Here is a 20,895-nt window from a genome sequence, read left to right as displayed (position 1 = left end):
GCGACTGTCCGATAAGTAACGTGATGCTGGCCGATAAGGACAGTAATGCGGCTGGACAGTCCATAGGTGATCCGCAACGGCTCAACTATACTGTCTTGGATTAAAGGCCGATTTGACTCACAGCCCAAGGACAGGACGCACACATAGTGAAGCAAGCAAGCTGGCTTTTTCTCGCTGCACTGGCGAGCCTGATCCTGATAGCAAGCAACTGGGTAGTGGCAACCGAAACCGGTGAGCAGCCCTATCAGAGCTTCGTTGATACCAGCGCCAGTCTGACGCTGGACGATATAACCTCCAATCGTTATGCCAACCGTTTTATTCCCAGTCCCGCCGGCTCTGTGAAAATCCCCGGTGACGGTTCGGCACTATGGTTGATGTTTGCCCTGGAGCGCGGCAACGCCCAGGTGCTGCAGTTGGATAACCCGGCCATTCAACGGGTCAATCTGTACATTGTGCGCAACGGCGAGCTGATATCCCAACACCAGGCTGGCACGCTGCAGCAGCGACCCTCGACGTCCAAATTACTGCCAGGCCTGGCCTTCCCGGTTACCACTGAAGCCAGAGGCGAGTATCAACTTCTGCTGCGCCTGCAGAGCGACTACCCCTTGAGTACCCGCCTGGAAATGCGTTCGGCAGCAGAGGCCGTGTCACACCACGCTGCCCAACAAGCCCTGCAGGGTGTTTTGATTGGTTTCATGCTGGCCTTGGTATTACATGGTTTGCTGCACGGCAGCATCAGCCGTGACCCGTTTCACCTGTTATTGGCCCTGGGTTCACTGATGCTGGCATTTGAGGCCATGTCAGGTATCAGTTGGCTGGTACAGTTGATGCCATGGCTGGCAGGACGCGTAGCCAGTCTGCTGCATCTCTTGGCCTACGCCTTTACCGGTTTATTACTGTTAAGCCTGTTACCCGGCCCAAGCCTGAAGCAATCGGGTCGTTGGCCAGGGGTGATTGTCATTACCAGCCTGCTGATGGCTCTCATGGCCATGGTTGTGGCCTACAGGCCAGCGCTGCAGCAGCCTTTTTTTCTGCTTGCCGAACTGGGATTACCGCTGCTCTGTCTTTGCCTGCTGGGCTTTCTCTGGCTACGTCGGCAACCACTGGACAGGCCTTTTTTAGCTGGCGCCCTGTTCCTCTTGACCGCCGTAGTTGTCGGACACATTGACAACGCCCAGCAGGTCAATAACAGCGTTAGTGACTTCATGCTCTGGCTGGCCTTGGTTGCCTTTGCCTGGAGCCTGCATATTCGCCTGCAACGCAATCTGGCTCAGCGTGTCGGGCAACGGCAGACACAGGCTACACACCAGGCTGAACGTCGCGCCAAGGCCGAGTTTCTGGCGCGTATCAGTCATGAGATTCGCACGCCGATGAACGGCGTATTGGGTATGTCGGAACTCCTGCTGGATACCGCCTTGTCCGCCAAACAGCGTGACTATGTGCAAACCATCCATGGCTCTGGCAATGACCTGTTGAATCTGATCAACGAGATTCTCGACATGTCGCGGCTTGAGTCTGGACAAATGACCCTGGAATCAGTCCAGTTTGATGTCCATGCTCTGGTCAACGACTGTCTGGATATCTTTCGCAATCGAGCCGACGGCCAATCGATTGAGCTCATTGGTTTTGTCCATCCCGATGTACCCCGCACCATACAGGGTGACCCTACGCGCCTGCGGCAGATTCTGATGAATCTGTTGAGCAATGCCCTGCGTTTTACAGAACAAGGTGAGATTCTTCTGGTTGTCGGCTATGAAGACCATGGCCTGCATTTCGCCGTACAGGATTCCGGAGCCGCCCTGCCCGAACAGGCACGGGACTGCCTGCTGAAGAACCTGCCAAACACCTCCCGATTACTCGATCAGGCCGATGGCAGCGGGCATCTTGGGCTGGTGATCGCCAGTCAACTGATCCGCATGATGGACGGGCAGTTAGGCATCAAGTATGCCTCCGAGCAAGGTAACTCGATCTGGTTTACCCTGCCCATCAGCCCCACCGAGCCCTGTGTTGAAGGCGACGCTGAGGGGCGTTGCCTGCAGGAAAGGAATGTCCTTATCGTTGACGACAATGCCACTTGCCGCAAGGTTCTGCAGCAACAGTGCAATGCCTGGGGCATGCAGGCACAGGGCGTAGCCAGCGGCAAGGAGGCTCTCGCCCTGCTGCGCACCCAGGCTCACCTGGGTAACGCCTTCGATATCCTGTTGGTTGACCAGTCCATGCCGGGTATGACCGGGCTAGAGCTTGCCAGTAGAATCAAGGATGAACCCGCCCTCAATGGCCAGTTGATGATCATCATGCTGACCGGTGTAAGTCAGGCCCCGAGTCGCATCATTGCCAGAAATGCCGGTATTCGTCGCATCCTGAGCAAGCCCGTTGCCGGTTATACCTTGAGAACGACGCTGATTGATGAATGGCAGCAGCATGCCTTGCGAGACCCTGCCACTGCGGAGCACACAAGCCCGCCCGAAGAGTCCGATAGTGGTTTTCGCATACTGGTTGCCGAGGACAATGCGATCTCAACCAAGGTCATTCGCGGCATGCTAGGCAAGTTAAACATGCATGTCGATTCTGTGAAGAACGGTGCCGAAGCGGTCGATGCCGCCAAGCGCGGTGAATACGACCTGATTCTGATGGATTGCGAAATGCCGGAGATGGACGGATTTACTGCTGCGGAACAGATTCGCGCCTGGGAAAAGAGCAGTGGTCGCCCGCCTATCCCGATCATTGCCCTGACGGCGCACATACTCCCCGAACACCGCGAACGCTCGCGGCGCGTGGGCATGGATGGTCACATTGCCAAACCGGTTGAGCTGGCGCAGCTGCGCGAGAAGCTGAATTACTGGATAGAGCGCAAAAAAGTCCCTAGCTAACTGCCCACTATTTTTAATATGCCCCGCCCTGTGCTGCCGCAATATTCACGGCATAGGCTTGCAGCGTCAGCTGCAGGCTATACCACGACTGGTTCTGCAATAATATGCGCATGACCCAACTCCTGATTCAGACAACTACAGCCTAGCCTGAAGCCTTGCTCGGTCACACTAGATTATCCTTATCGCGATGATAGACGCGGCGTTGAACGACCCGGCTTGCGCTTCGCCGGCTTTTTTGCCGCCCCCGTCTCTCTGGGTGGCAAACCAGTATGCTGGGTTTGCATGTTGCCCTGTTTGGGGCCGGTCTTGCCCGCTGGCGTCGAATTCTTCCGCCGGGCACTGGCATAGCCCTCTACCGCAGGCTGATAGGTCGGGATCAGGTGTTGCTTGCCGTTACCGATCAGGTCTGCCCGACCCATCTCGCTCAGGGCTTCGCGCAACAAGGGCCAATTTTTCGGGTCATGGTAGCGCAGAAAGGCCTTGTGCAAACGTCGCTGACGCTCGCCCTTGACCGTTGCCACGCCATCACTCTTGTAGCTGACCTTGCGCAGCGGGTTTTTCCCGGAGTGATACATGGCCGTAGCCGTCGCCATCGGTGACGGATAAAAGGCTTGCACTTGGTCGGCACGGAAACCGTTGGTTTTCAGCCATAAGGCCAAGTTCATCATGTCGTCATCCGATGTACCCGGATGCGCCGCAATAAAATACGGGATCAGATACTGCTTCTTGCCCGCCTCCTTGGAGTATTTCTCGAACAGGCGCTTGAAGGTGTCATAACTGCCGATACCGGGCTTCATCATTTTCGATAACGGGCCTTGCTCGGTATGCTCAGGGGCAATCTTCAGATAACCGCCAACATGATGCGTGACCAGCTCCTTGACGTACTCGGGGGACTCGACTGCCAGGTCATAACGCAATCCCGAAGCAATCAGGATCTTTTTCACGCCGGGCAGTTCACGGGCCTTGCGGTACAAGCCAATCAGGGAGGAATGATCGGTATTCAGATTTTCACAAATCCCCGGATAAACGCACGAGGGCTTGCGACAGGCTGCTTCTATCTCGGGACTCTTGCAGGCGATGCGGTACATGTTCGCGGTCGGCCCACCGAGGTCGGAAATGACGCCGGTAAAACCCGGTACCTTGTCACGAATCTCTTCGATTTCCCGGATGATCGAGTCATGCGAACGGTTCTGGATAATACGGCCCTCATGCTCGGTAATCGAACAGAAGGTACAACCACCAAAGCAGCCACGCATGATATTCACCGAGAAACGAATCATATCGTACGCCGGAATCTTGGCATCACCATAGGCCGGGTGAGGTATGCGCGCATAGGGCAAACCGAAGATGTAGTCCATCTCCTCGGTAGTCAACGGAATCGGCGGCGGTGTAAACCACACATCCTTATCCGCATGGCGCTGAACCAACGCCCGCGCGTTACCTGGATTGGTTTCCAGGTGCAATACCCGGTTGGCATGGGCATAGAGCACCGGATCACTTTTTACCTTCTCGAAGGAAGGTAAGCGTATAACCGTTCTGTCACGCTCCAATCGCGGATGCGGAAGTAGTTCAATAACCTGAACGTCAGTGCCTTCACCCTGCTCGGCATTCTCGCCGCGGGCCTGCTCGACCGCGCAGGCAGCGGTATCCTGAGTATTGACATAAGGATTGATAATCTTGTCGACCTTACCCGGGCGATCTATGCGGGTAGAGTCCAATTCAAACCAGCCTTCAGGCGTATCTCGGCGGATAAAGGCGGTACCGCGGATATCGGTCATGTCGTGAATCGACTGCCCCCGACTCAGGCGCTGCGCCACTTCCACCACGGCGCGCTCGGCATTGCCATACAAAAGGATATCGGCCTTGGCATCGAGCAGCAGTGAATGTCTGACCTTGTCCTGCCAGTAGTCGTAGTGGGCAATGCGCCGCAATGAAGCTTCAATGCCGCCCAGCACAATCGGCACGTCCTTGTAAGCCTCGCGGCAACGCTGGCTGTAAACCAGACTGGCGCGGTCCGGCCGCTTGCCAGCAATGCCGCCGGGGGTATAGGCATCATCGGAACGGATCTTGCGGTCGGCGGTATAGCGGTTGATCATCGAATCCATGTTGCCGGCGGCGACACCGAAAAACAGATTCGGCTTCCCCAGCTGCATGAAGGCGTCTTTGCTCTGCCAGTCCGGCTGGCTGATGATGCCGACGCGGAAACCCTGAGCCTCGAGCAGCCGTCCGATGATCGCCATGCCAAAGGATGGATGATCAACATAGGCATCACCGGTCACCACGATGATATCGCAGCTATCCCAGCCAAGCAGATCCATCTCCTCACGGCTCATGGGGAGAAAAGGCGCCGGACCAAAACACTCGGCCCAATACTTGGGATAATCAAACAGCGGCTTGGCAGCCGGCATGCTGATGGACATGCTTACTCCATATCTCCGTACCCGGAATAGGAGCCGGGTGCGAGATTCTCGAATCGGGTGAATTTTCCCATGAAGGCCATACGGACAGTACCGATCGGGCCATTCCTGTGCTTGCCGATAATCAACTCGGCGATACCCTGATCCTGGGTATCGGGATGGTATACCTCATCCCGGTAGACGAACATGATGATATCAGCGTCCTGCTCAATGGCGCCCGACTCGCGCAGATCCGAGTTGATCGGGCGCTTGTTCGGGCGCTGCTCCAGCGAACGATTCAACTGTGACAAGGCTACCACAGGCGCATTGAACTCCTTGGCCAGCGCCTTCAACGAGCGTGAAATCTCGGAAATTTCATTGGTACGGTTTTCCGACGAGCCACCCACCTGCATCAACTGCAGGTAGTCGATCATGATCAGACCGATTTCACCATGTTCACGCGCGACACGGCGGGCACGGGCACGCATCTCCATCGGTGACAGGCCAGCGGTGTCATCGATGAAAAGCTTGCGATCATTCAAGAGGTTGACCGCCGAAGTCAGCCGTGGCCAGTCATCGTCATCCAGCCGCCCGGAGCGCACCTTGCTCTGGTCGATACGACCGAGTGATGACAGCATACGCATAACCAGTGAATCACCGGGCATCTCCAGCGAGAACACCAGTACCGCCTTGTCATAACGCATCACCACGTTCTCGACCAGATTCATGGCGAAGGTGGTCTTGCCCATTGACGGACGACCAGCCACGATGACCAGATCAGCCGGTTGTAAACCTGATGTCATCTCATCCAGATCGGTAAATCCCGTAGACAACCCGGTCAGCGCGCCATCGCTGTTGAATAACGTATCAATCCGGTCGATGGCCTTGGTCAGCAGCGTATTGACCGATTCCGGCCCACCGGTTTTAGGGCGACTTTCGGCAATCGCAAAGATCTGCCGTTCGGCCTCGTCAAGGATCTCGTTGGCCTGCTTGCCCTTGGGGTTGAAGGCACTATCGGCAATATCAGAGCTGGTGCTGATCAACTTGCGCAGAGTCGCGCGCTCACGAATGATCTGGGTATACGCGGTAATATTCGCTACAGAGGGGGTGTTCTTGGCCAATTGGCCGAGGTAGGCAAGCCCACCAACCTGATCTATCAGGCCCTCACGGTCCAGCTCTTCGGCCAGGGTGACCACATCAAAGGGCTGGTTGCGCCCAGCCAGACTGGCCAGTGCGCGAAAGATAAGCCGATGGTCATGGCGGTAGAAATCCGATTCAGCCAACTGCTCAGACACACGCTCCCAGGTGTTGTTTTCCAGCATGACACCGCCCAGCACAGCCTGCTCGGCTTCAATCGAGTGCGGGGGGATCTTCAGTGCAGATGTCTGCAGGTCAAGTTCCGCGGTATCACTGTAATTCGACTCGTTCATCGGCACAGACTCGGTACAGGCTGAAAACAGCAGTAAGGCACACAGCACATCACCGAAAGGCATTTAGCCGGACAATTCAGGCAAAAAACATTGCCGTTATTCAGTGACAGCCTAAAACAGCAACACGGCGCCTGTCAGAGACAGGCACCGTGTTGAACAGTCTAACTGCAAAGCCCACTCAACTCACCCCTGATCCACCAAGGCAGATCAATGGCCCTCGAGCAGTTGCGAGTACCCGGATTAACCGGCTACTACGATCAGCTTGACGCTGGTTTCAACATCACTGTGCAACTGCAGAGCGACTTCAAACTCGCCTACATTGCGCAGCGGGCCTTCCGGCAGACGCACTTCACTTTTCTCGATAGCAACACCAGCGGCAGTCACGGCGTCCGCAATATCACGGGTACCGATTGAACCAAACAGCTTGCCTTCTTCACCCGCGTTAGCTGCAATGGTGACGCTCAGCTCTACCAGCTTGGCCGCACGGGCTTCAGCTTCAGCTTTCTTCTCGGCCGCAATACGCTCGAGTTCAGCGCGGCGCACTTCGAAGGCTTCCAGGTTGGCCGCAGTGGCAGGCGTAGCCTTGCCAAAGGGCAGCAGGAAATTGCGAGCGTAACCAGCACTGACGTTAACCTTGTCGCCAAGGCTACCCAGGTTCGCGATCTTTTCGAGCAGGATAACTTGCATTTCGATAACCTCTTTTATTCAATCTTGGCCGTTCGGATCGTTGTCATCACGGGGGCCCGAGGCCGGCGCAAGACGTGAACGAAAGTCGAACAGACTATCAATGAGTGCCAAAACCATAATCAGGGGGTACACCACCTGCGCAGCAATAACCAGCAGCACGTAGACTACCACCAACCACTGAATGCCCATCTGCCTCAAGCCGACAACCCCATGCAGCACCGCCAGACCTGCTATCAGCAGCGGCAAGGTTGCAATAGGCGCCATGATCGCAAATTGTCCCAGTTTCAATGTTCCAAGGAACAACAACCAGAACATGGCGGCCATGACAGGCGGCAGACGCAACTGATGAAACTCAGCACGAAACCCACCCGGGTTATACAAGCCGGCCTGCCATGAGCGACCTATCATCAGCGCGATCAACACCATAAGGCCGTTGAACATGCCGAAGGAGCCTGCCAGCAAAGGCTTGAGCAAACCGATAACCATAAGCTGAACAGACTCGTCTACACCGTTGGCAGAGAGCACCTCAGGCAAGTCTGTTTCCAGCTGCGCCACCAGCCCGGCCATCGGCTCTTGCAATACAAGCATCAACACCAGCGTATACAGCAAGCTTATTGGCACTACAGCCATTAAGACCTGTAACCAGCTGGCGCGCTCGCGCAAAAGTACCGCGAGCGCGGCGCTGCCAATAATGACCAGCAGCGGCGTGATATCGCCCATAAAAACCCAGGCTACGGCTGGCAATATACCCCAGCCGATTACCGGCAGGCTCTCGCTGAGTCCGCGCCGCAATACCACAAGGGCAACTGCTGCAGCAGCAAGCAGAAACAGCAGCGGTACTGCGGAGGCAATCGCCACAACCAGTGTGGCTTCCTTGCGACCGCGCATAATGTACTCTGCCAAGGCGCGCATGCCGGTTCACATCCCCTGATCAGGAATTCAACTGCCTATCAACGACCGTGACTGTCGGTGAAGGGCAACAGGGCCAGATAACGGGCGCGCTTGATGGCAACACCCAGCTGACGCTGGTATTTGGCTTTGGTACCGGTAATACGGCTGGGTACGATCTTGCCGGTTTCGGTAACGTAGGCTTTCAGGGTGTTCAGATCTTTGTAATCGATCTCTTTAACGCCTTCAGCGGTAAAACGGCAGAACTTTCTGCGACGGAAAAAACGTGCCATGGCAGCGTCTCCTAGGATTCTGAAAAAAGGGACCGGTTTGACTTACTCGTCGTCGCCGTCTGTGTCGTCGTCGTTGACGTTGTCACCGTCGTTGTCGGTATCGAGATCATCATCGCTGCGCTCACGGCGCTCACGACGCTCACCACGGCCGGTATCTTCAGGCTTGAGCATGTCAGACTGCTCGGTGATGGCTTCTTCACGACGGATGACCATGTTACGAATAACGGCATCGTTGTAACGGAAGTTCTCAGTCAACTCTTCCAGTGCCTTGGCGCTGCACTCGACGTTAAGCATGATGTAGTGGGCTTTGTGGATCTTGTCGATTGGGTAAGCCAGTTGACGGCGGCCCCAGTCTTCCAGGCGGTGAATCTTGCCGCCATCTTCTTCGATCAGCTTAGTGTAGCGCTCGACCATACCGCCGACCTGCTCACTTTGATCCGGGTGTACCAGAAAAACGATTTCGTAATGACGCATAAGTGCTCCTTACGGGTTATAGCCAGCCACCCAACATGGTCTGGCAAGGAGTAGAACTCTAGATTGGGGCGCACATTCTAGGGGAGTGGGTGGGAAGCTGCAAGCTTTAAGGGATAGCGGCAAGCTTTAAGCCATAAGCTGCAAGCAGACCGTAGTGGATTTGGCTTTTGGCTTTTGGCTTAAAGCTTGTAGCTTGCGGCTTGCAGCTTGCAGCTCAAGCCTTGTTGCGTTGCCGAACAGCCTCAAAAAGGCAAATACCGGCGGCAACCGAGACGTTCAGGCTACTGACAGCACCGGCCATGGGCAGCTTGGCCAGGTAATCGCAGTGCTCGCGAGTCAAGCGACGCATGCCAGCCCCCTCTGCGCCCATGATGATAACACTGGGCACTTTGAGATCGACCTGATAGAGGAGCTGGTCGGCCTCACCGGCGGTACCGACCACCCATAAACCGCGTTGCTGGAGCTGTTTGAGGGTTCTGGCCAGATTGGTCACTGCAACCAGCGGAACCGTTTCTGCCGCCCCGCAAGCCACCTTGCGCACTGCAGGCGTCAGACTGGCCGAGCGATCCCGCGGGATGACAACAGCATGGGCACCCGCCGCATCAGCACTGCGCAGGCACGCACCCAGGTTATGCGGATCTGTCACGCCATCCAGCACCAGCAGCAAAGCTGGCTCTTCGAGCTTTTCCAGTAGATTGTCAAGCATCTCTTCTGACCACATCTGGCTGGCGGCCACTTCAGCCACCACACCCTGGTGCACGCCATCTACCAGCCTGTCGAGCTCTTCGGGAGCGACACGATTGACGCTGACACCCACGCTGGCGGCCAGATCCAGCAGGACCTGAGCACGAGCATCAAGACGCCCACGGACCAGCGTTACCCGCTTTACCCGCTTGGCTGAGCGCTCCAGCATGGCTTGTACGGCATGGATACCGTAGACGTATTCAATATCACTCATTCTGTCTGTGCCCTGCCGATCCGTTTATTGTTACTTGCGCTTGCGCGGAGCACGGGGTGCACGCGGGGCACGTGCGGGCGCTCCAGAGGGTGCTTTGCCAGCCGGCTTTGCTGACGCCGGAGCAGCACTACGACCACCCTTGCCGCCAGACTTTGGCGCACGACCTGAGGGCTTGCCACCGGCTTTTTTGGCATCATCCATCAGCTTCTGGCGGACGGCGCGACTGGCTTCAACTGTACTGGCTGCCTGCGGCTGCTGTTTATCCATTTCGAAGTCGATCTTGCGCTCATCCAGGTCGACCCGAGCGACCTGCACGCGAACCTGATCACCAAGACGGAAGTTCTTGCCTGAACGCTCACCGACAAGACGGTGGTGCACCGCGTCAAAGTTGTAATAGTCGGCTGGCAAGGCGGTAATATGTACCAGCCCTTCCACGTAGATATCCTTGAGCTCGACAAACAGACCGAAACCGGTGACCGCTGTAACCAAACCATCAAAACTCTCGCCAACCCGATCCTTCATGAACTCGCACTTGAGCCAGCTGACCACATCACGGGTGGCCTCATCGGCACGTCGCTCGTTCTGCGAGCACTGCTGACCAAGACGCTCGAGGGCGGCGTGATCATAAGGGTAAATCGAGGCCTTAGGGAGTACGCCAGCACCGGCACGCTGCACCCGATCGGTCTTCTTCCGCGAGCGCACGACGCTGCGTATAGCCCTGTGGGTCAATAGATCAGGATAGCGGCGAATGGGCGAAGTGAAATGCGTATACGCCTCATAGTTGAGACCAAAGTGCCCGGCATTGTTCGGGCTGTAGACGGCCTGACTCAATGAACGCAGCATGACTGTCTGAATCAGCTGAGCATCCGGGCGCCCCTGAACCTTTTGCAATACGGCACTGTAATCCTCAGGCGTCGGATCCCCTTTCTTGCGGGTCAGACTCATGCCCATGGCACCCAGGAACTGACGCAGGCGCTCGATCTTTTCCGGCTGGGGACTGTCATGCACACGGTACAGGCCTGGCATCTCAAGATCCTGAAGAAAGCGTGCTGTAGCGACATTGGCGCAGAGCATGCATTCCTCGACAATCTTGTGCGCATCATTGCGCGTGGTTGGCCGAATCTCTGCAATCTTGCGATTCTCACCAAAGACAATGCGCGTCTCGGTGGTTTCAAAATCAATAGCACCACGCCCCTGACGGGCCTTGGCCAATGCTTTGTATAGCTCATAAAGATTTTTCAGGGCCGGGACAACATCGGCATATTCACCAAGTAGTCGGGCACCATCCTGGCTACGCGGGTGCTCCAGCATGGCGGACACCTTGTTGTAGGTCAGGCGTGCGTGCGAATGAATGACCGCCTCATAGAACTGATAGTCGGTCAGCTCACCGCTTTTCGATACGGTCATTTCACAGACCATGGCCAACCGATCAACTTTAGGCATCAACGAACACAGGCCATTGGAGATAGCCTCGGGCAGCATGGGTACCACTTCACTGGGGAAGTACACCGAGGTACCGCGCAGTTCAGCTTCGGCATCCAGTGCCGAGCCTACCGGCACATAATGCGAGACGTCGGCAATCGCCACGTAAAGCTTCCAGCCACCGGCAAACAGACGCCAGCCACTGGCTTTCTGCGGCTCACAGAACACGGCATCATCGAAGTCGCGGGCATCTTCGCCATCAATGGTGACCAGGGGCAGATGCCTGAGGTCGACGCGCTTAAGCTTGTCCTTTTCTTCAACATGGTCTTTAAGCTTTGCCGCTTCATCCAGCACCGCCTGGGGCCATACGCTGGGTATATCGTAACTGCGCAGGGCAACCTCGATTTCAACCCCGGGGGCCATGTAGTCCCCCACCACTTCGATGACCTCACCCTGTGACTGGCGGTGCATGGTCGGCCAATGGGTAATCTTTACCTCGACATACTGACCATGCTTGGCACCGCCGTCACAACCCGGCGTCACCAGCACCTCATGGTTGATCTTGGCGTTATCCGCCACCACGAAGGCGATACCGTTTTCATTGTAGTAGCGGCCTACCAGCACCTCATGGGCACGCTCGAGTATCTCGACAATGGTACCTTCACTGCGGCCACGGCGATCAACACCGGTAATACGACCTAGAACCCGATCACCATCAAACACCAAGCGCATCTGCGCCGGGCTGAGAAACAGATCTTCAGTACCCTCATCCGGTACCAGAAAGCCAAAACCATCGCGATGTCCCTGCACTCGACCCTTGATCAGGTCCAGCTTGTCGACTGGCGCGTAAGCACCGCGGCGGGTATAGATCAGCTGACCATCACGCTCCATGGCGCGTAAACGCCGGCGCAAGGCCTCTACGCCCTCTTCATCGGTAATGCCGAACTCATCCTGCAGCTGCGCGCGCGTAGCGGGAGCACCACGCTCTTCAAGCAGGGCCAGGATAAGTTCACGACTGGGGATGGGGTTGTCGTAATTTTGTGCTTCGCGTTTGGCTTCTGGATCAATGCTTGCCCAGTTGGCCGGTGATGCGGAAGAACGTTTGGAGTTGCTCGACGGGGAGGCCGAGTCTTTGGATATTGATTTTTTCGTCATAGGCCTCTATTGAACCGCGAATCCGTGTTTCATGCACCTTATTTCCGGTGCGGGGATAAAATTTTTCACCCGGGGCTTTACAAGGCGGGAACCGCTACGTAATATTCGCGCCGTTGATGCATCAAGGGTTGCAGGTTGAAATACAAGTTATTTCAAGCTTAGCACTCCTGTAATGCTTGCACGCCCAGGTGGTGAAATTGGTAGACACGCCAGCTTCAGGTGCTGGTGGCCTCACGGCCGTGGAAGTTCGAGTCTTCTCCTGGGCACCATTTTCAAGCTTCACGCACTATCTCATGAAGCGCTTCGTGCTGCACGCAATGCCCAGGTGGTGAAATTGGTAGACACGCCAGCTTCAGGTGCTGGTGGCCTCACGGCCGTGGAAGTTCGAGTCTTCTCCTGGGCACCATCTTGCTTTTAGCTCTAACCCTCCTTTTTTCTAACCCCACAACGTCAAATAATCGATTCTTTACTGCTCGCGCAGCCTGTCAACATGCGCGCGGGAGAAACAAAAAAACGCCCCGTAGGGCGCTTTTCTGTTTACTACGACTTAGAAAATCTTGCGAAGTATGATGGTTTCGTTGCGGTCCGGACCCGTGGAGATAATATCCACCGGCGCACCGACCAACTCTTCGATACGCTTGATGTAGGCCTGTGCATTAGCCGGCAGCTGATCCAGCGCCTGAATACCCAGCGTAGATTCACACCAGCCCGGGACATCCTCGTACACCGGCTCCAGACCCAAATAGCTGTCTGCATCGGTCGGCGCTTCAATCACAGCACCCTCTTCATTGCGATAACCGATACAGATGCGAATCACGTCCAGGCCATCCAACACGTCCAGCTTGGTCAGACACAGACCGCTGATACTGTTGATTTCCATGGCCCGACGCAGGATAACCGCATCAAACCAGCCACAACGACGCGCCCGACCGGTGGTCGAGCCAAACTCGTGACCACGCTCAGCAAGGCGCGCACCGACATCATCAAACAGCTCAGTCGGGAAGGGGCCAGAACCAACTCGCGTAGTGTAAGCCTTGGTGATCCCCAGCACATAATCCAGATACAGCGGACCAAAACCCGAACCGGTCGCGGTACCACCGGCGGTGGTGTTGGAGCTGGTAACAAAGGGGTAGGTACCATGATCGATATCCAGCAGCGAGCCTTGGGCACCTTCGAACATGATATTGGCACTTTCACGACGCAGCTCGTGCAGGCGTGCCGTAACGTCGGTCATCAAGGGCTTCAACCATTCCGCATAACCCATGGCTTCATCCAGGGTTTTCTGGAAGTCAACCGGATCAACCTTGTAATAGTGCTGCAGGGCAAAATTGTGATAATCCAGCACTTCGCCCAACTTGGCAGCAAAGCGTTCGCGGTGAAATAGATCGGCAACCCGCAGCCCGCGACGCGACACCTTGTCTTCATAGGCCGGCCCGATACCTCGACCAGTGGTACCAATCTTGGCTTCGCCACGGGCTTTCTCGCGCGCCTGATCGAGGGCGACATGGTAAGGCAGTATGAGCGGGCAGGCCGGGCTGATGCGCAAACGTTCGCGAACAGGCACACCCTTGGCTTCCAGCTCAGTCAGCTCCTTTAGCAGCGCCTCGGGAGACAGCACCACACCGTTACCGATAAAACAGCGAACATTCTCGCGCAGGATCCCAGAGGGAATCAGGTGCAGAACGGTTTTCTCCCCATCGATTACCAGCGTGTGCCCGGCATTATGCCCGCCTTGATAGCGAACGACGGCCGCCACCTGATCTGTCAGCAGATCAACGATCTTGCCTTTGCCTTCATCGCCCCACTGGGTGCCCAGGATGACTACGTTCTTACCCATTTCAGCTCTTGCCTCGCTAACATTTGGATGACCCCAAAGGGCCTATCTAATCATGAATTCAGATTACTGACCTGCCACTGATCGCCCTGCCAGCGCAGCACCCTATCGCAGCCATAGACCATGGCGTCAATATCCAGCTGTCCGGGTAGCGCCACTACCACGCGCTCTCCAGACTGTCGAAGACGCATGACTTCAAGCTGCAAACCGGCAGCCGTGGCGTTCGCAGCCCAGATGCCACGACGCTGGGAAGCGGTGATCTGTCCACGCTCGACAAGCAAGCGCAGGTCAGTGGAAAACCCGGTAGCCGGGCGAGCTCGACCAAAATACTGCCCTATATCGTCATAACGTCCACCCTGGGCAATACTCTGACCGACGCCGGGCACAAAGGCGGCGAACACCGCACCGGTGTGATAGTGATAGCCGCGCAACTCGCCCAGGTCAAAATACAGCGGGATATCGGGATACTGGCGCGTCAGGGTCTGAGCAATCTCCGCCAGATCATCCAACGCCGCCATAACTACTTCAGGGGCCCCGTCCAGCAAAACATGGGCCCGGTCAAGCACCTCCAGACCACCGGAAAGCTCAACCAGACTGCAAATCATGGCCGCCAGGGACGACTGCCCAATCTGCTCGGACAAGGCACGCACTTCGTCGGTCGCCTTGCGCTGCAGGGCGTCAAAGAGCTTTTGCTCTACAACCTCACTCACGTCAGCAGCCTGCACCAAGCCACGATAAATACCGACATGACCTATATCCAGATGCACATCGGCGACGCGACAAGAGCGCAGCGTTTCAAGCATCAGCGTAATAATCTCGATGTCGCTGGCGCTGGAGGCATCACCATAGAGTTCAGCGCCCAACTGAATCAGACTCCGCGCACTGGATAGTGCCCGAGGCCGGGTATGCATGACACTACCGCAATAGCAAAGTCGACTCGGCGTATCAGCACCCAGGGTATGCGCATCAATCCTCGCCACCTGCGGCGTAATATCCGCCCGCAGGCCAAGCATCCGACCTGAGAGCTGATCGATCATCTTGAACGTCTGCAGTTCAAGATCATGACCTGCACCGGTCAACAGGGATTCGACATATTCGATATGCGGGGTAATCACCAGGTCATAACCCCAGGAAGCAAACAGGTCCAGCAGTTGCCGGCGTGCTGCCTCGATACGGGCAGCCTCCTGGGGGAGCACCTCTTCAATACCGTCAGGTAACAACCAGCTATCAACAGTGGGCATTTTCAAACCTTTTACACAATGAGGCGCCATTGCTTCGGCGCACTCTTCAGCGAATCAGATATAGAAACAGGGTGCCGCTCAGCATGCAGGCCAGACCAATCAAACGTATTTGACGATCAGGCACCTGAGCCACGCTTAACAGCATGCGCTTCCAGCGCGCCGGGGCCAGAAACGGCAACAGCCCCTCAATCACCAGAACCAGGCACAATGCTGCAGCCAAACTTTGCCACATGGCTCACCCTCAAGCTCGCGCCGCAGGCGTTGTCGCCAAGGACGACACACACGATGGTCACAAAAAAGCCGGGATTTCCCGGCTGCAAGATTGTATCACGTTTTTACCCGGCCACACCTGCATTGACTGCAGAGTGGCCGGACGATAGATCAGCGAACGCCCTTGCTTTGCAGATAACGGAAGAACTCGCTGTCCGGATCCAATACCAGGATATCCGACTTGCTCGAGAAACTCTCACGGTAGGCCTGCAGACTGCGGTAGAAGGAATAGAACTCGGGATCCTTGTTATAGGCCTCGGCGTAAATTGCGGCAGCCTGGGCATCACCGTCACCGCGAATCTGCTCAGCTTCACGGAAGGCCTCAGCAAGAATCACCCGCTGCTGTCGATCAGCATCGGCACGAATACCCTCGCCCAGCTCACGGCCCTTGGCGCGGTGCTCACGCGCCTCACGCTCACGCTCGGTACTCATGCGTTCAAACACACTGCGGTTAACTTCACGGGGCAAATCGATCCCCTTGACCCTGACGTCCAGAACCTCGATACCCAACTCACGTTGCGCACTGGCATCAAGTGTTGAGGTGATGTCCGCCATCAACTGATCACGCTCACCGGATACGACTTCGTTCAAAGTGCGACGCGCCACTTCGTTACGCAGCCCTGACTCCAGCTGGCGAGACAGGCGCTCCTCGGCAATGGAGCGTAAGCCGGAGGTAGCCGTATAAAAGCGCTGGACGTTGGCAATACGCCATTTGGCATAGGAATCAACCATCAAGGCTTTCTTTTCCAATGTCAGATAACGCTGAGTCGAGGTATCCAAGGTCAGCAGGCGACCGTCAAACAACCGATGCTCCTGAACAAAGGGCAGTTTGAAGTGCAGACCCGGCTGAACATCGTCTCTGACTACCTTACCAAACTGCAGTACCAGGCCACGCTCAATCTGGCTGACAACAAAAAAGCTGTTCCAACCTACAACTACAATCACAAGGGCAGCTACCAGCCCAAACACAGACTTGTTACTCATCAGCGAGTCTCCCTTGAACGCAGGTCACGCGGCTGCACCTGAACAGGCAAACGTGCCGTTGCATCGGCTGCAGGCGAATTACTCGATGATGAGGAAGAAGGTGCACTACCCTGCTGCATCAATCTATCCAGCGGCAGATAAAGCAGATTGTTGTTACCCTCACCACCAGAGACCATGATTTTGCTGGTATTGCTCATCACATCCTGCAGCGTTTCGATAAACATGCGCTCGCGCATGACCACTGGTGACAGCTTGTATTGCTCAACCAGCAAATTGAAGCGCTGAGCCTCACCATCGGCCCTGGCAATAACCTCTTCACGGTAACCGTTAGCCTCTTCAAGCAGTCGCTGGGCCTGACCACGAGCCTCTGGAATGACACCGTTGGCATAAGATTCGGCCTGATTACGCTCACGTACTTCATCTTCACGAGCACGAATAACGTCATCAAAGGCATCTTGAACTTCGGCCGGCGCCTGAGCACTTTCAATGTTGACCTGCACAACGGTTATCCCGGTGTTATATAGATCGAGATAGCGCTGCAGACGTTCGGTCGTCTCAACACCCATCTGCTCGCGGCCTTCGGTCAGAACCTGGTGCATTGAGGTTGAACCAACAACGTGACGAAGGGCGCTTTCTGTCGCATGGCGAAGACTGGTTTCAGGGTCCTCAACCATAAGTACGAAATTTTCCAGATCGGAAATCCTGTACTGAACAGCCAGGGGAACTTCAACGATATTCTCATCCTGAGTCAACATCTGACCCTGCTGCCGGTAGGAACGAACCTGCGTCACATTGCGTTGAAACTTGCGCTCTATTGGCGGGAAGTAGACATGCAAGCCCGACTCGACAGTCCGATCATATTCACCAAAGCGCAAAATAATGGCCTGTTCCTGCTCGTCAACCATGTACACAGCAAAGGACAACCAAACAACCACAGCAATTAGACCAGCAATAAAGAACAGTGGCTTGGGTATTCCCTGGCCACCCGCAGACCCACCGCCGGCGCTTTTGCCACCGCCTTTCTTGCCGCCGAACATGCCATTGAGACTGTCCTGCAGTTTGCGTAGCGCTTCATCAAGGTCAGGCGGACCCTGCTTGCCACCACGATTGCCGTTATTACCGCCACCACCCCAAGGGTCTTGATTGTTCTTGCCGCCACCAGGCTCATTCCAGGCCATAGCGTTCTCCGTATAAACGTAAACCAGCCAGACCGCCATCCGGATTGGATGACGATTCAATTCATGCAATCCTACAGCAATTAGCGCACGTGACGCGAACCTGTCAGGCGTGCATTATTGCAAAGTATGTTGCTGAAGAAAGTCATCAGGTTGCCAGCCTTCACGCTTGAGCAACCGATTGAAATCCGTGCGTTGCAGACGCAAATCAAGTTGCTGTCGCCCATCATCGCTGATGTGCTCGGCAATAACGGCACCTGCTGCATAGAACTGCGCGCGCAACCGAGCTTCGGCATGTTCAAGCAGGATCGACTCCTGAATGACATCTTCGCCCAATCGCTCAGCCATGGCCTCTGCAAGCAAATCCAGCCCAAGGCCATTCTGCGCTGAAACCCAGACGCGGACGGGAACGCCAGATTCATCACGCTGAATCTGCGGCTCGACTGCCTCGAGCAAATCGACCTTGTTGTACACCTCAAGGATGGGCAACTCAATGGCACCGATCTCACTCAGTACCTTGACCACCTGTTCGATATGCGAGTCGCGCTCGGGATCAGCTGCATCGATAACGTGCAGGAGCAGATCTGCCTGACTGGACTCCTCGAGGGTGGCACGAAAAGCCTCAACCAGCTTGTGCGGCAGGTGCCGAATAAAACCCACTGTGTCGGCAAGAATAACCGGGCCAATATCGGCCAGCTCGATACGCCTGAGCGTGGGATCCAGCGTCGCAAACAACTGATCCGCCGCATAAACGTTGGAAGCGGTAAGGGTGTTGAACAGCGTTGATTTGCCGGCGTTGGTATAGCCAACAAGAGAAACCACCGGGATTTCTGCCCGACGCCGCCCGCGTCGTGCCTGCTCACGCTGGCTACGCACTTTTTCCAGGCGACGGGTAATCTGTTTGATCCGCTCGCGCAAAAGTCGACGATCAGTCTCCAGCTGGGTTTCACCCGGGCCACGCAAGCCAATGCCGCCCTTTTGCCGCTCAAGGTGAGTCCAGCCACGGACCAGACGGGTACTCAAATGGTCAAGCTGTGCCAGTTCGACCTGCAACTTGCCCTCATGAGTACGTGCACGCTGGGCGAAAATATCCAGAATAAGCCCGGTCCGGTCAATGACCCGACACTGCAACTCACGCTCGAGATTACGCTCCTGACTGGGCGTCAACACATGATTGAAGATGACCAGGTCAGCGGCATGCTCACGCACCATTGACTGTATCTCGTCAACCTTGCCCGCACCCACGAGAAAGCGCGGACTGGGGTGGTGACGATTGACAGTCATAAAGGCAGCAATATCCGCCCCTGCCGAGCTGACCAGCTCGACAAATTCCTGGGGATCTTCCCGGGTGCGCTCGTCGTGACCTTCAAGATGGATGAGAACGGCCCGTTCTCCCCCTTCGTGACGCTCAAAAAACAATCAAGCCTCCCGACGCATCAAAGGCTGTCAGCCTCAGCTTCGTCGCCACCGCCCTGAACTGGCAGGCGAACCGGTCGACCGGGCACAACAGTGGAGATTGCATGTTTGTAGACCATCTGGCTGACGGTATTCTTGAGCAGAATGACAAATTGATCGAAAGATTCGATTTGACCCTGCAGTTTGATGCCGTTGACCAGATAAATAGATACCGGAACACGTTCCTTGCGCAGAACGTTCAGGTAAGGGTCTTGTAGTGAATGCCCTTTTGACATTGCCTCACTCCTTTTGGAAACCATAGTGGTTAGCATTGTAACAATGCGAAATCGCCGAAATGCCCTCGTCCTGAAGGCTTACCGACGCAAAAAATCTGATCTGGCACCTGAAAAGACTAGCAGATGATTTGACCTATATGGTGACCTGCTCAACCCGTTTCAAGGCCTGCGCAAATCTTTTCGGATCCATGCTATCAAACCAGTCAATATCAGACTTCCAACCGCGCAACCAGGTCATCTGCCGCTTGGCCAGTTGCCGGGTTGCAATTACACCCCTTTCGACCGCTTCATCCAATGAGAGTTTCCCATCGAGATGATCCCAGATCTGACGATAGCCTACTGCACGCACCGAGGGCATGCCGACATGCAGATCGGGACGCGCGTGCAATTGACTGACTTCATCGACAAACCCCAGCTGCAGCATAGTCGAAAAACGCTCTGCAATGCGCTCATGCAGAATAGAACGCTCACGGGGTGCGACAGAAAGATAATGCATAGTATAGGGTAAAAATGTGCCATTGCGCGCCGTTGTGCAGGCTTTTTCTGCGGCTTGCAATCGATGCCAGTCACTCAAGCTGGTGCCCGATACCAGAAATACTTCATACGCACGCTGAATTCGCTGTGGATCGTTGGGATGAATGCGCGCAGCCGACTCCGGGTCAACCTCGGCAAGCCGGGCGTGAACCGCGGCCCAGCCCTCTGTAGCGGCCATGGTCTCAAGCTGTTGCCGCACCCCGGCGTCAGCCTGTGGCATCGGCGCCAAACCGTCAGCCAAGGCCTTGAAATACAGCATGGTACCGCCAACCAGCAGGGGGATTCGACCACGCGCGCTGATCTCGGTAATCAAGCGCAACACATCGTCACGAAACAGCGCAGCCGAATAGGCTTGCGCCGGATCGAGAATATCAACCAGGTGGTGAGGGTAACGCGCCAGGGTGTCCGCATCCGGCTTGGCTGTACCGATATCCATGCCTCGATAGACCAGCGCAGAATCCACACTGACCAACTCACACGGAAGATTATCCGCCAGATACAAGGCCAGATCGGTCTTGCCGGCTGCAGTGGGGCCCATCAGACAGATCACCGCCGGAGACTGATCGTTCATAACGCCACCCGATATCTCACAG

17 protein-coding genes and 2 tRNA genes are annotated in these 20,895 nt (G+C 55.9%); 3 read left to right on the top strand and 16 right to left on the bottom strand.

Annotated elements, in window-relative coordinates; all coding sequences use genetic code 11:
• Positions 1-146 precede the first annotated feature (146 nt).
• A complete protein-coding gene (locus AC27HQ_RS03975; RefSeq protein ID WP_487154688.1) occupies positions 147-2,870 on the top strand; it encodes a response regulator in 2,724 nt (907 codons plus the stop codon).
• 179 nt (positions 2,871-3,049) lie between these two features.
• Here AC27HQ_RS03975 and AC27HQ_RS03970 read toward each other — a convergent pair whose 3' ends face one another.
• From AC27HQ_RS03970 to rnr, 8 genes are all read right to left on the bottom strand, one after another.
• Entirely contained in the window at positions 3,050-5,278 is a 2,229-nt protein-coding gene (locus AC27HQ_RS03970; RefSeq protein ID WP_487155006.1) for a YgiQ family radical SAM protein, read from the bottom strand.
• A 14-nt stretch (positions 5,279-5,292) separates the two neighbouring features.
• The gene (dnaB, locus tag AC27HQ_RS03965) at positions 5,293-6,696 is read right to left on the bottom strand and encodes a replicative DNA helicase (protein WP_487155005.1); all 1,404 of its coding nucleotides are present in this window, start codon (positions 6,694-6,696) and stop codon (positions 5,293-5,295) included.
• 240 nt (positions 6,697-6,936) lie between these two features.
• Positions 6,937-7,383 (bottom strand): 50S ribosomal protein L9, encoded by a 447-nt coding sequence (gene rplI, locus AC27HQ_RS03960; RefSeq protein WP_487154687.1) that lies wholly within the window; start codon positions 7,381-7,383, stop codon positions 6,937-6,939.
• Between the two features lie 18 nt (positions 7,384-7,401).
• Positions 7,402-8,295: a hypothetical protein gene (locus tag AC27HQ_RS03955; protein WP_487154686.1), complete on the bottom strand. Its 894-nt coding sequence runs from the start codon at positions 8,293-8,295 to the stop codon at positions 7,402-7,404.
• A gap of 38 nt (positions 8,296-8,333) precedes the next feature.
• Positions 8,334-8,564: a 30S ribosomal protein S18 gene (rpsR, locus tag AC27HQ_RS03950; protein ID WP_487154685.1), complete on the bottom strand. Its 231-nt coding sequence runs from the start codon at positions 8,562-8,564 to the stop codon at positions 8,334-8,336.
• 42 nt (positions 8,565-8,606) lie between these two features.
• On the bottom strand, positions 8,607-9,038 hold the full coding sequence (gene rpsF / locus AC27HQ_RS03945) for a 30S ribosomal protein S6 (RefSeq protein WP_487154684.1): 432 nt from the start codon (positions 9,036-9,038) through the stop codon (positions 8,607-8,609).
• A gap of 214 nt (positions 9,039-9,252) precedes the next feature.
• Positions 9,253-9,996 (bottom strand): 23S rRNA (guanosine(2251)-2'-O)-methyltransferase RlmB, encoded by a 744-nt coding sequence (rlmB, locus tag AC27HQ_RS03940; protein WP_487154683.1) that lies wholly within the window; start codon positions 9,994-9,996, stop codon positions 9,253-9,255.
• A gap of 30 nt (positions 9,997-10,026) precedes the next feature.
• Positions 10,027-12,573 carry a ribonuclease R gene (gene rnr / locus AC27HQ_RS03935; RefSeq protein WP_487154681.1) on the bottom strand — a complete coding sequence of 849 codons (2,547 nt, stop codon included), beginning with the start codon at positions 12,571-12,573 and terminating at the stop codon, positions 10,027-10,029.
• 182 nt (positions 12,574-12,755) lie between these two features.
• On the opposite strand from rnr, the gene AC27HQ_RS03930 reads away from it, so the two are divergent.
• Both AC27HQ_RS03930 and AC27HQ_RS03925 read left to right on the top strand, forming a co-directional pair.
• Positions 12,756-12,842 (top strand) — tRNA-Leu (locus tag AC27HQ_RS03930).
• Positions 12,843-12,892: 50 nt separating this feature from the next.
• Positions 12,893-12,979 (top strand) — tRNA-Leu (locus AC27HQ_RS03925).
• Positions 12,980-13,120: 141 nt separating this feature from the next.
• On the opposite strand, the gene AC27HQ_RS03920 is transcribed toward AC27HQ_RS03925, so the two are convergent.
• From AC27HQ_RS03920 to miaA, 8 genes are all read right to left on the bottom strand, one after another.
• Entirely contained in the window at positions 13,121-14,410 is a 1,290-nt protein-coding gene (locus AC27HQ_RS03920; protein WP_487154680.1) for an adenylosuccinate synthase, read from the bottom strand.
• A gap of 50 nt (positions 14,411-14,460) precedes the next feature.
• Positions 14,461-15,648 carry an ATP phosphoribosyltransferase regulatory subunit gene (locus AC27HQ_RS03915; RefSeq protein WP_487154679.1) on the bottom strand — a complete coding sequence of 396 codons (1,188 nt, stop codon included), beginning with the start codon at positions 15,646-15,648 and terminating at the stop codon, positions 14,461-14,463.
• Between the two features lie 46 nt (positions 15,649-15,694).
• The gene (locus tag AC27HQ_RS03910) at positions 15,695-15,880 is read right to left on the bottom strand and encodes a DUF2065 domain-containing protein (RefSeq protein ID WP_487154678.1); all 186 of its coding nucleotides are present in this window, start codon (positions 15,878-15,880) and stop codon (positions 15,695-15,697) included.
• 149 nt (positions 15,881-16,029) lie between these two features.
• Positions 16,030-16,902 (bottom strand): protease modulator HflC, encoded by an 873-nt coding sequence (gene hflC / locus AC27HQ_RS03905; protein ID WP_487154676.1) that lies wholly within the window; start codon positions 16,900-16,902, stop codon positions 16,030-16,032.
• Positions 16,902-18,080, bottom strand: coding sequence for an FtsH protease activity modulator HflK (gene hflK, locus AC27HQ_RS03900; protein ID WP_487154675.1), 1,179 nt, complete (start codon positions 18,078-18,080; stop codon positions 16,902-16,904). Before hflK ends, hflC begins: the two co-directional genes overlap by 1 nt.
• Positions 18,081-18,194: 114 nt before the next feature.
• On the bottom strand, positions 18,195-19,496 hold the full coding sequence (gene hflX, locus AC27HQ_RS03895; RefSeq protein ID WP_487154674.1) for a ribosome rescue GTPase HflX: 1,302 nt from the start codon (positions 19,494-19,496) through the stop codon (positions 18,195-18,197).
• A gap of 17 nt (positions 19,497-19,513) precedes the next feature.
• A complete protein-coding gene (gene hfq, locus AC27HQ_RS03890) occupies positions 19,514-19,768 on the bottom strand; it encodes an RNA chaperone Hfq (RefSeq protein ID WP_487154672.1) in 255 nt (84 codons plus the stop codon).
• A gap of 133 nt (positions 19,769-19,901) precedes the next feature.
• Complete coding sequence (gene miaA / locus AC27HQ_RS03885; protein WP_487154671.1) at positions 19,902-20,873, bottom strand: tRNA (adenosine(37)-N6)-dimethylallyltransferase MiaA; 972 nt, start codon at positions 20,871-20,873, stop codon at positions 19,902-19,904.
• Positions 20,874-20,895: the final 22 nt, after the last annotated feature.

It is taken from the genome of Halopseudomonas sp. 4NH20-0008 (assembly GCF_057548395.1).
Note: the sequence above shows the minus strand (reverse complement) of the source record. Positions and strands in the feature narration are given on the sequence as shown.

Bases quoted from the DNA above. Each gene is read 5' to 3' on its own strand.
- AC27HQ_RS03970 (WP_487155006.1), bottom strand. From the start codon at position 5,278: ATGCCGGCTGCCAAGCCGCTGTTTGATTATCCCAAGTATTGGGCCGAG.
- dnaB (WP_487155005.1), bottom strand. From the start codon at position 6,696: ATGAACGAGTCGAATTACAGTGATACCGCGGAACTTGACCTGCAGACA.
- rplI (WP_487154687.1), bottom strand. From the start codon at position 7,383: ATGCAAGTTATCCTGCTCGAAAAGATCGCGAACCTGGGTAGCCTTGGC.
- AC27HQ_RS03955 (WP_487154686.1), bottom strand. From the start codon at position 8,295: ATGCGCGCCTTGGCAGAGTACATTATGCGCGGTCGCAAGGAAGCCACA.
- rpsR (WP_487154685.1), bottom strand. From the start codon at position 8,564: ATGGCACGTTTTTTCCGTCGCAGAAAGTTCTGCCGTTTTACCGCTGAA.
- rpsF (WP_487154684.1), bottom strand. From the start codon at position 9,038: ATGCGTCATTACGAAATCGTTTTTCTGGTACACCCGGATCAAAGTGAG.
- rlmB (WP_487154683.1), bottom strand. From the start codon at position 9,996: ATGAGTGATATTGAATACGTCTACGGTATCCATGCCGTACAAGCCATG.
- rnr (WP_487154681.1), bottom strand. From the start codon at position 12,573: ATGACGAAAAAATCAATATCCAAAGACTCGGCCTCCCCGTCGAGCAAC.
- AC27HQ_RS03920 (WP_487154680.1), bottom strand. From the start codon at position 14,410: ATGGGTAAGAACGTAGTCATCCTGGGCACCCAGTGGGGCGATGAAGGC.
- AC27HQ_RS03915 (WP_487154679.1), bottom strand. From the start codon at position 15,648: ATGCCCACTGTTGATAGCTGGTTGTTACCTGACGGTATTGAAGAGGTG.
- AC27HQ_RS03910 (WP_487154678.1), bottom strand. From the start codon at position 15,880: ATGTGGCAAAGTTTGGCTGCAGCATTGTGCCTGGTTCTGGTGATTGAG.
- hflC (WP_487154676.1), bottom strand. From the start codon at position 16,902: ATGAGTAACAAGTCTGTGTTTGGGCTGGTAGCTGCCCTTGTGATTGTA.
- hflK (WP_487154675.1), bottom strand. From the start codon at position 18,080: ATGGCCTGGAATGAGCCTGGTGGCGGCAAGAACAATCAAGACCCTTGG.
- hfq (WP_487154672.1), bottom strand. From the start codon at position 19,768: ATGTCAAAAGGGCATTCACTACAAGACCCTTACCTGAACGTTCTGCGC.
- miaA (WP_487154671.1), bottom strand. From the start codon at position 20,873: ATGAACGATCAGTCTCCGGCGGTGATCTGTCTGATGGGCCCCACTGCA.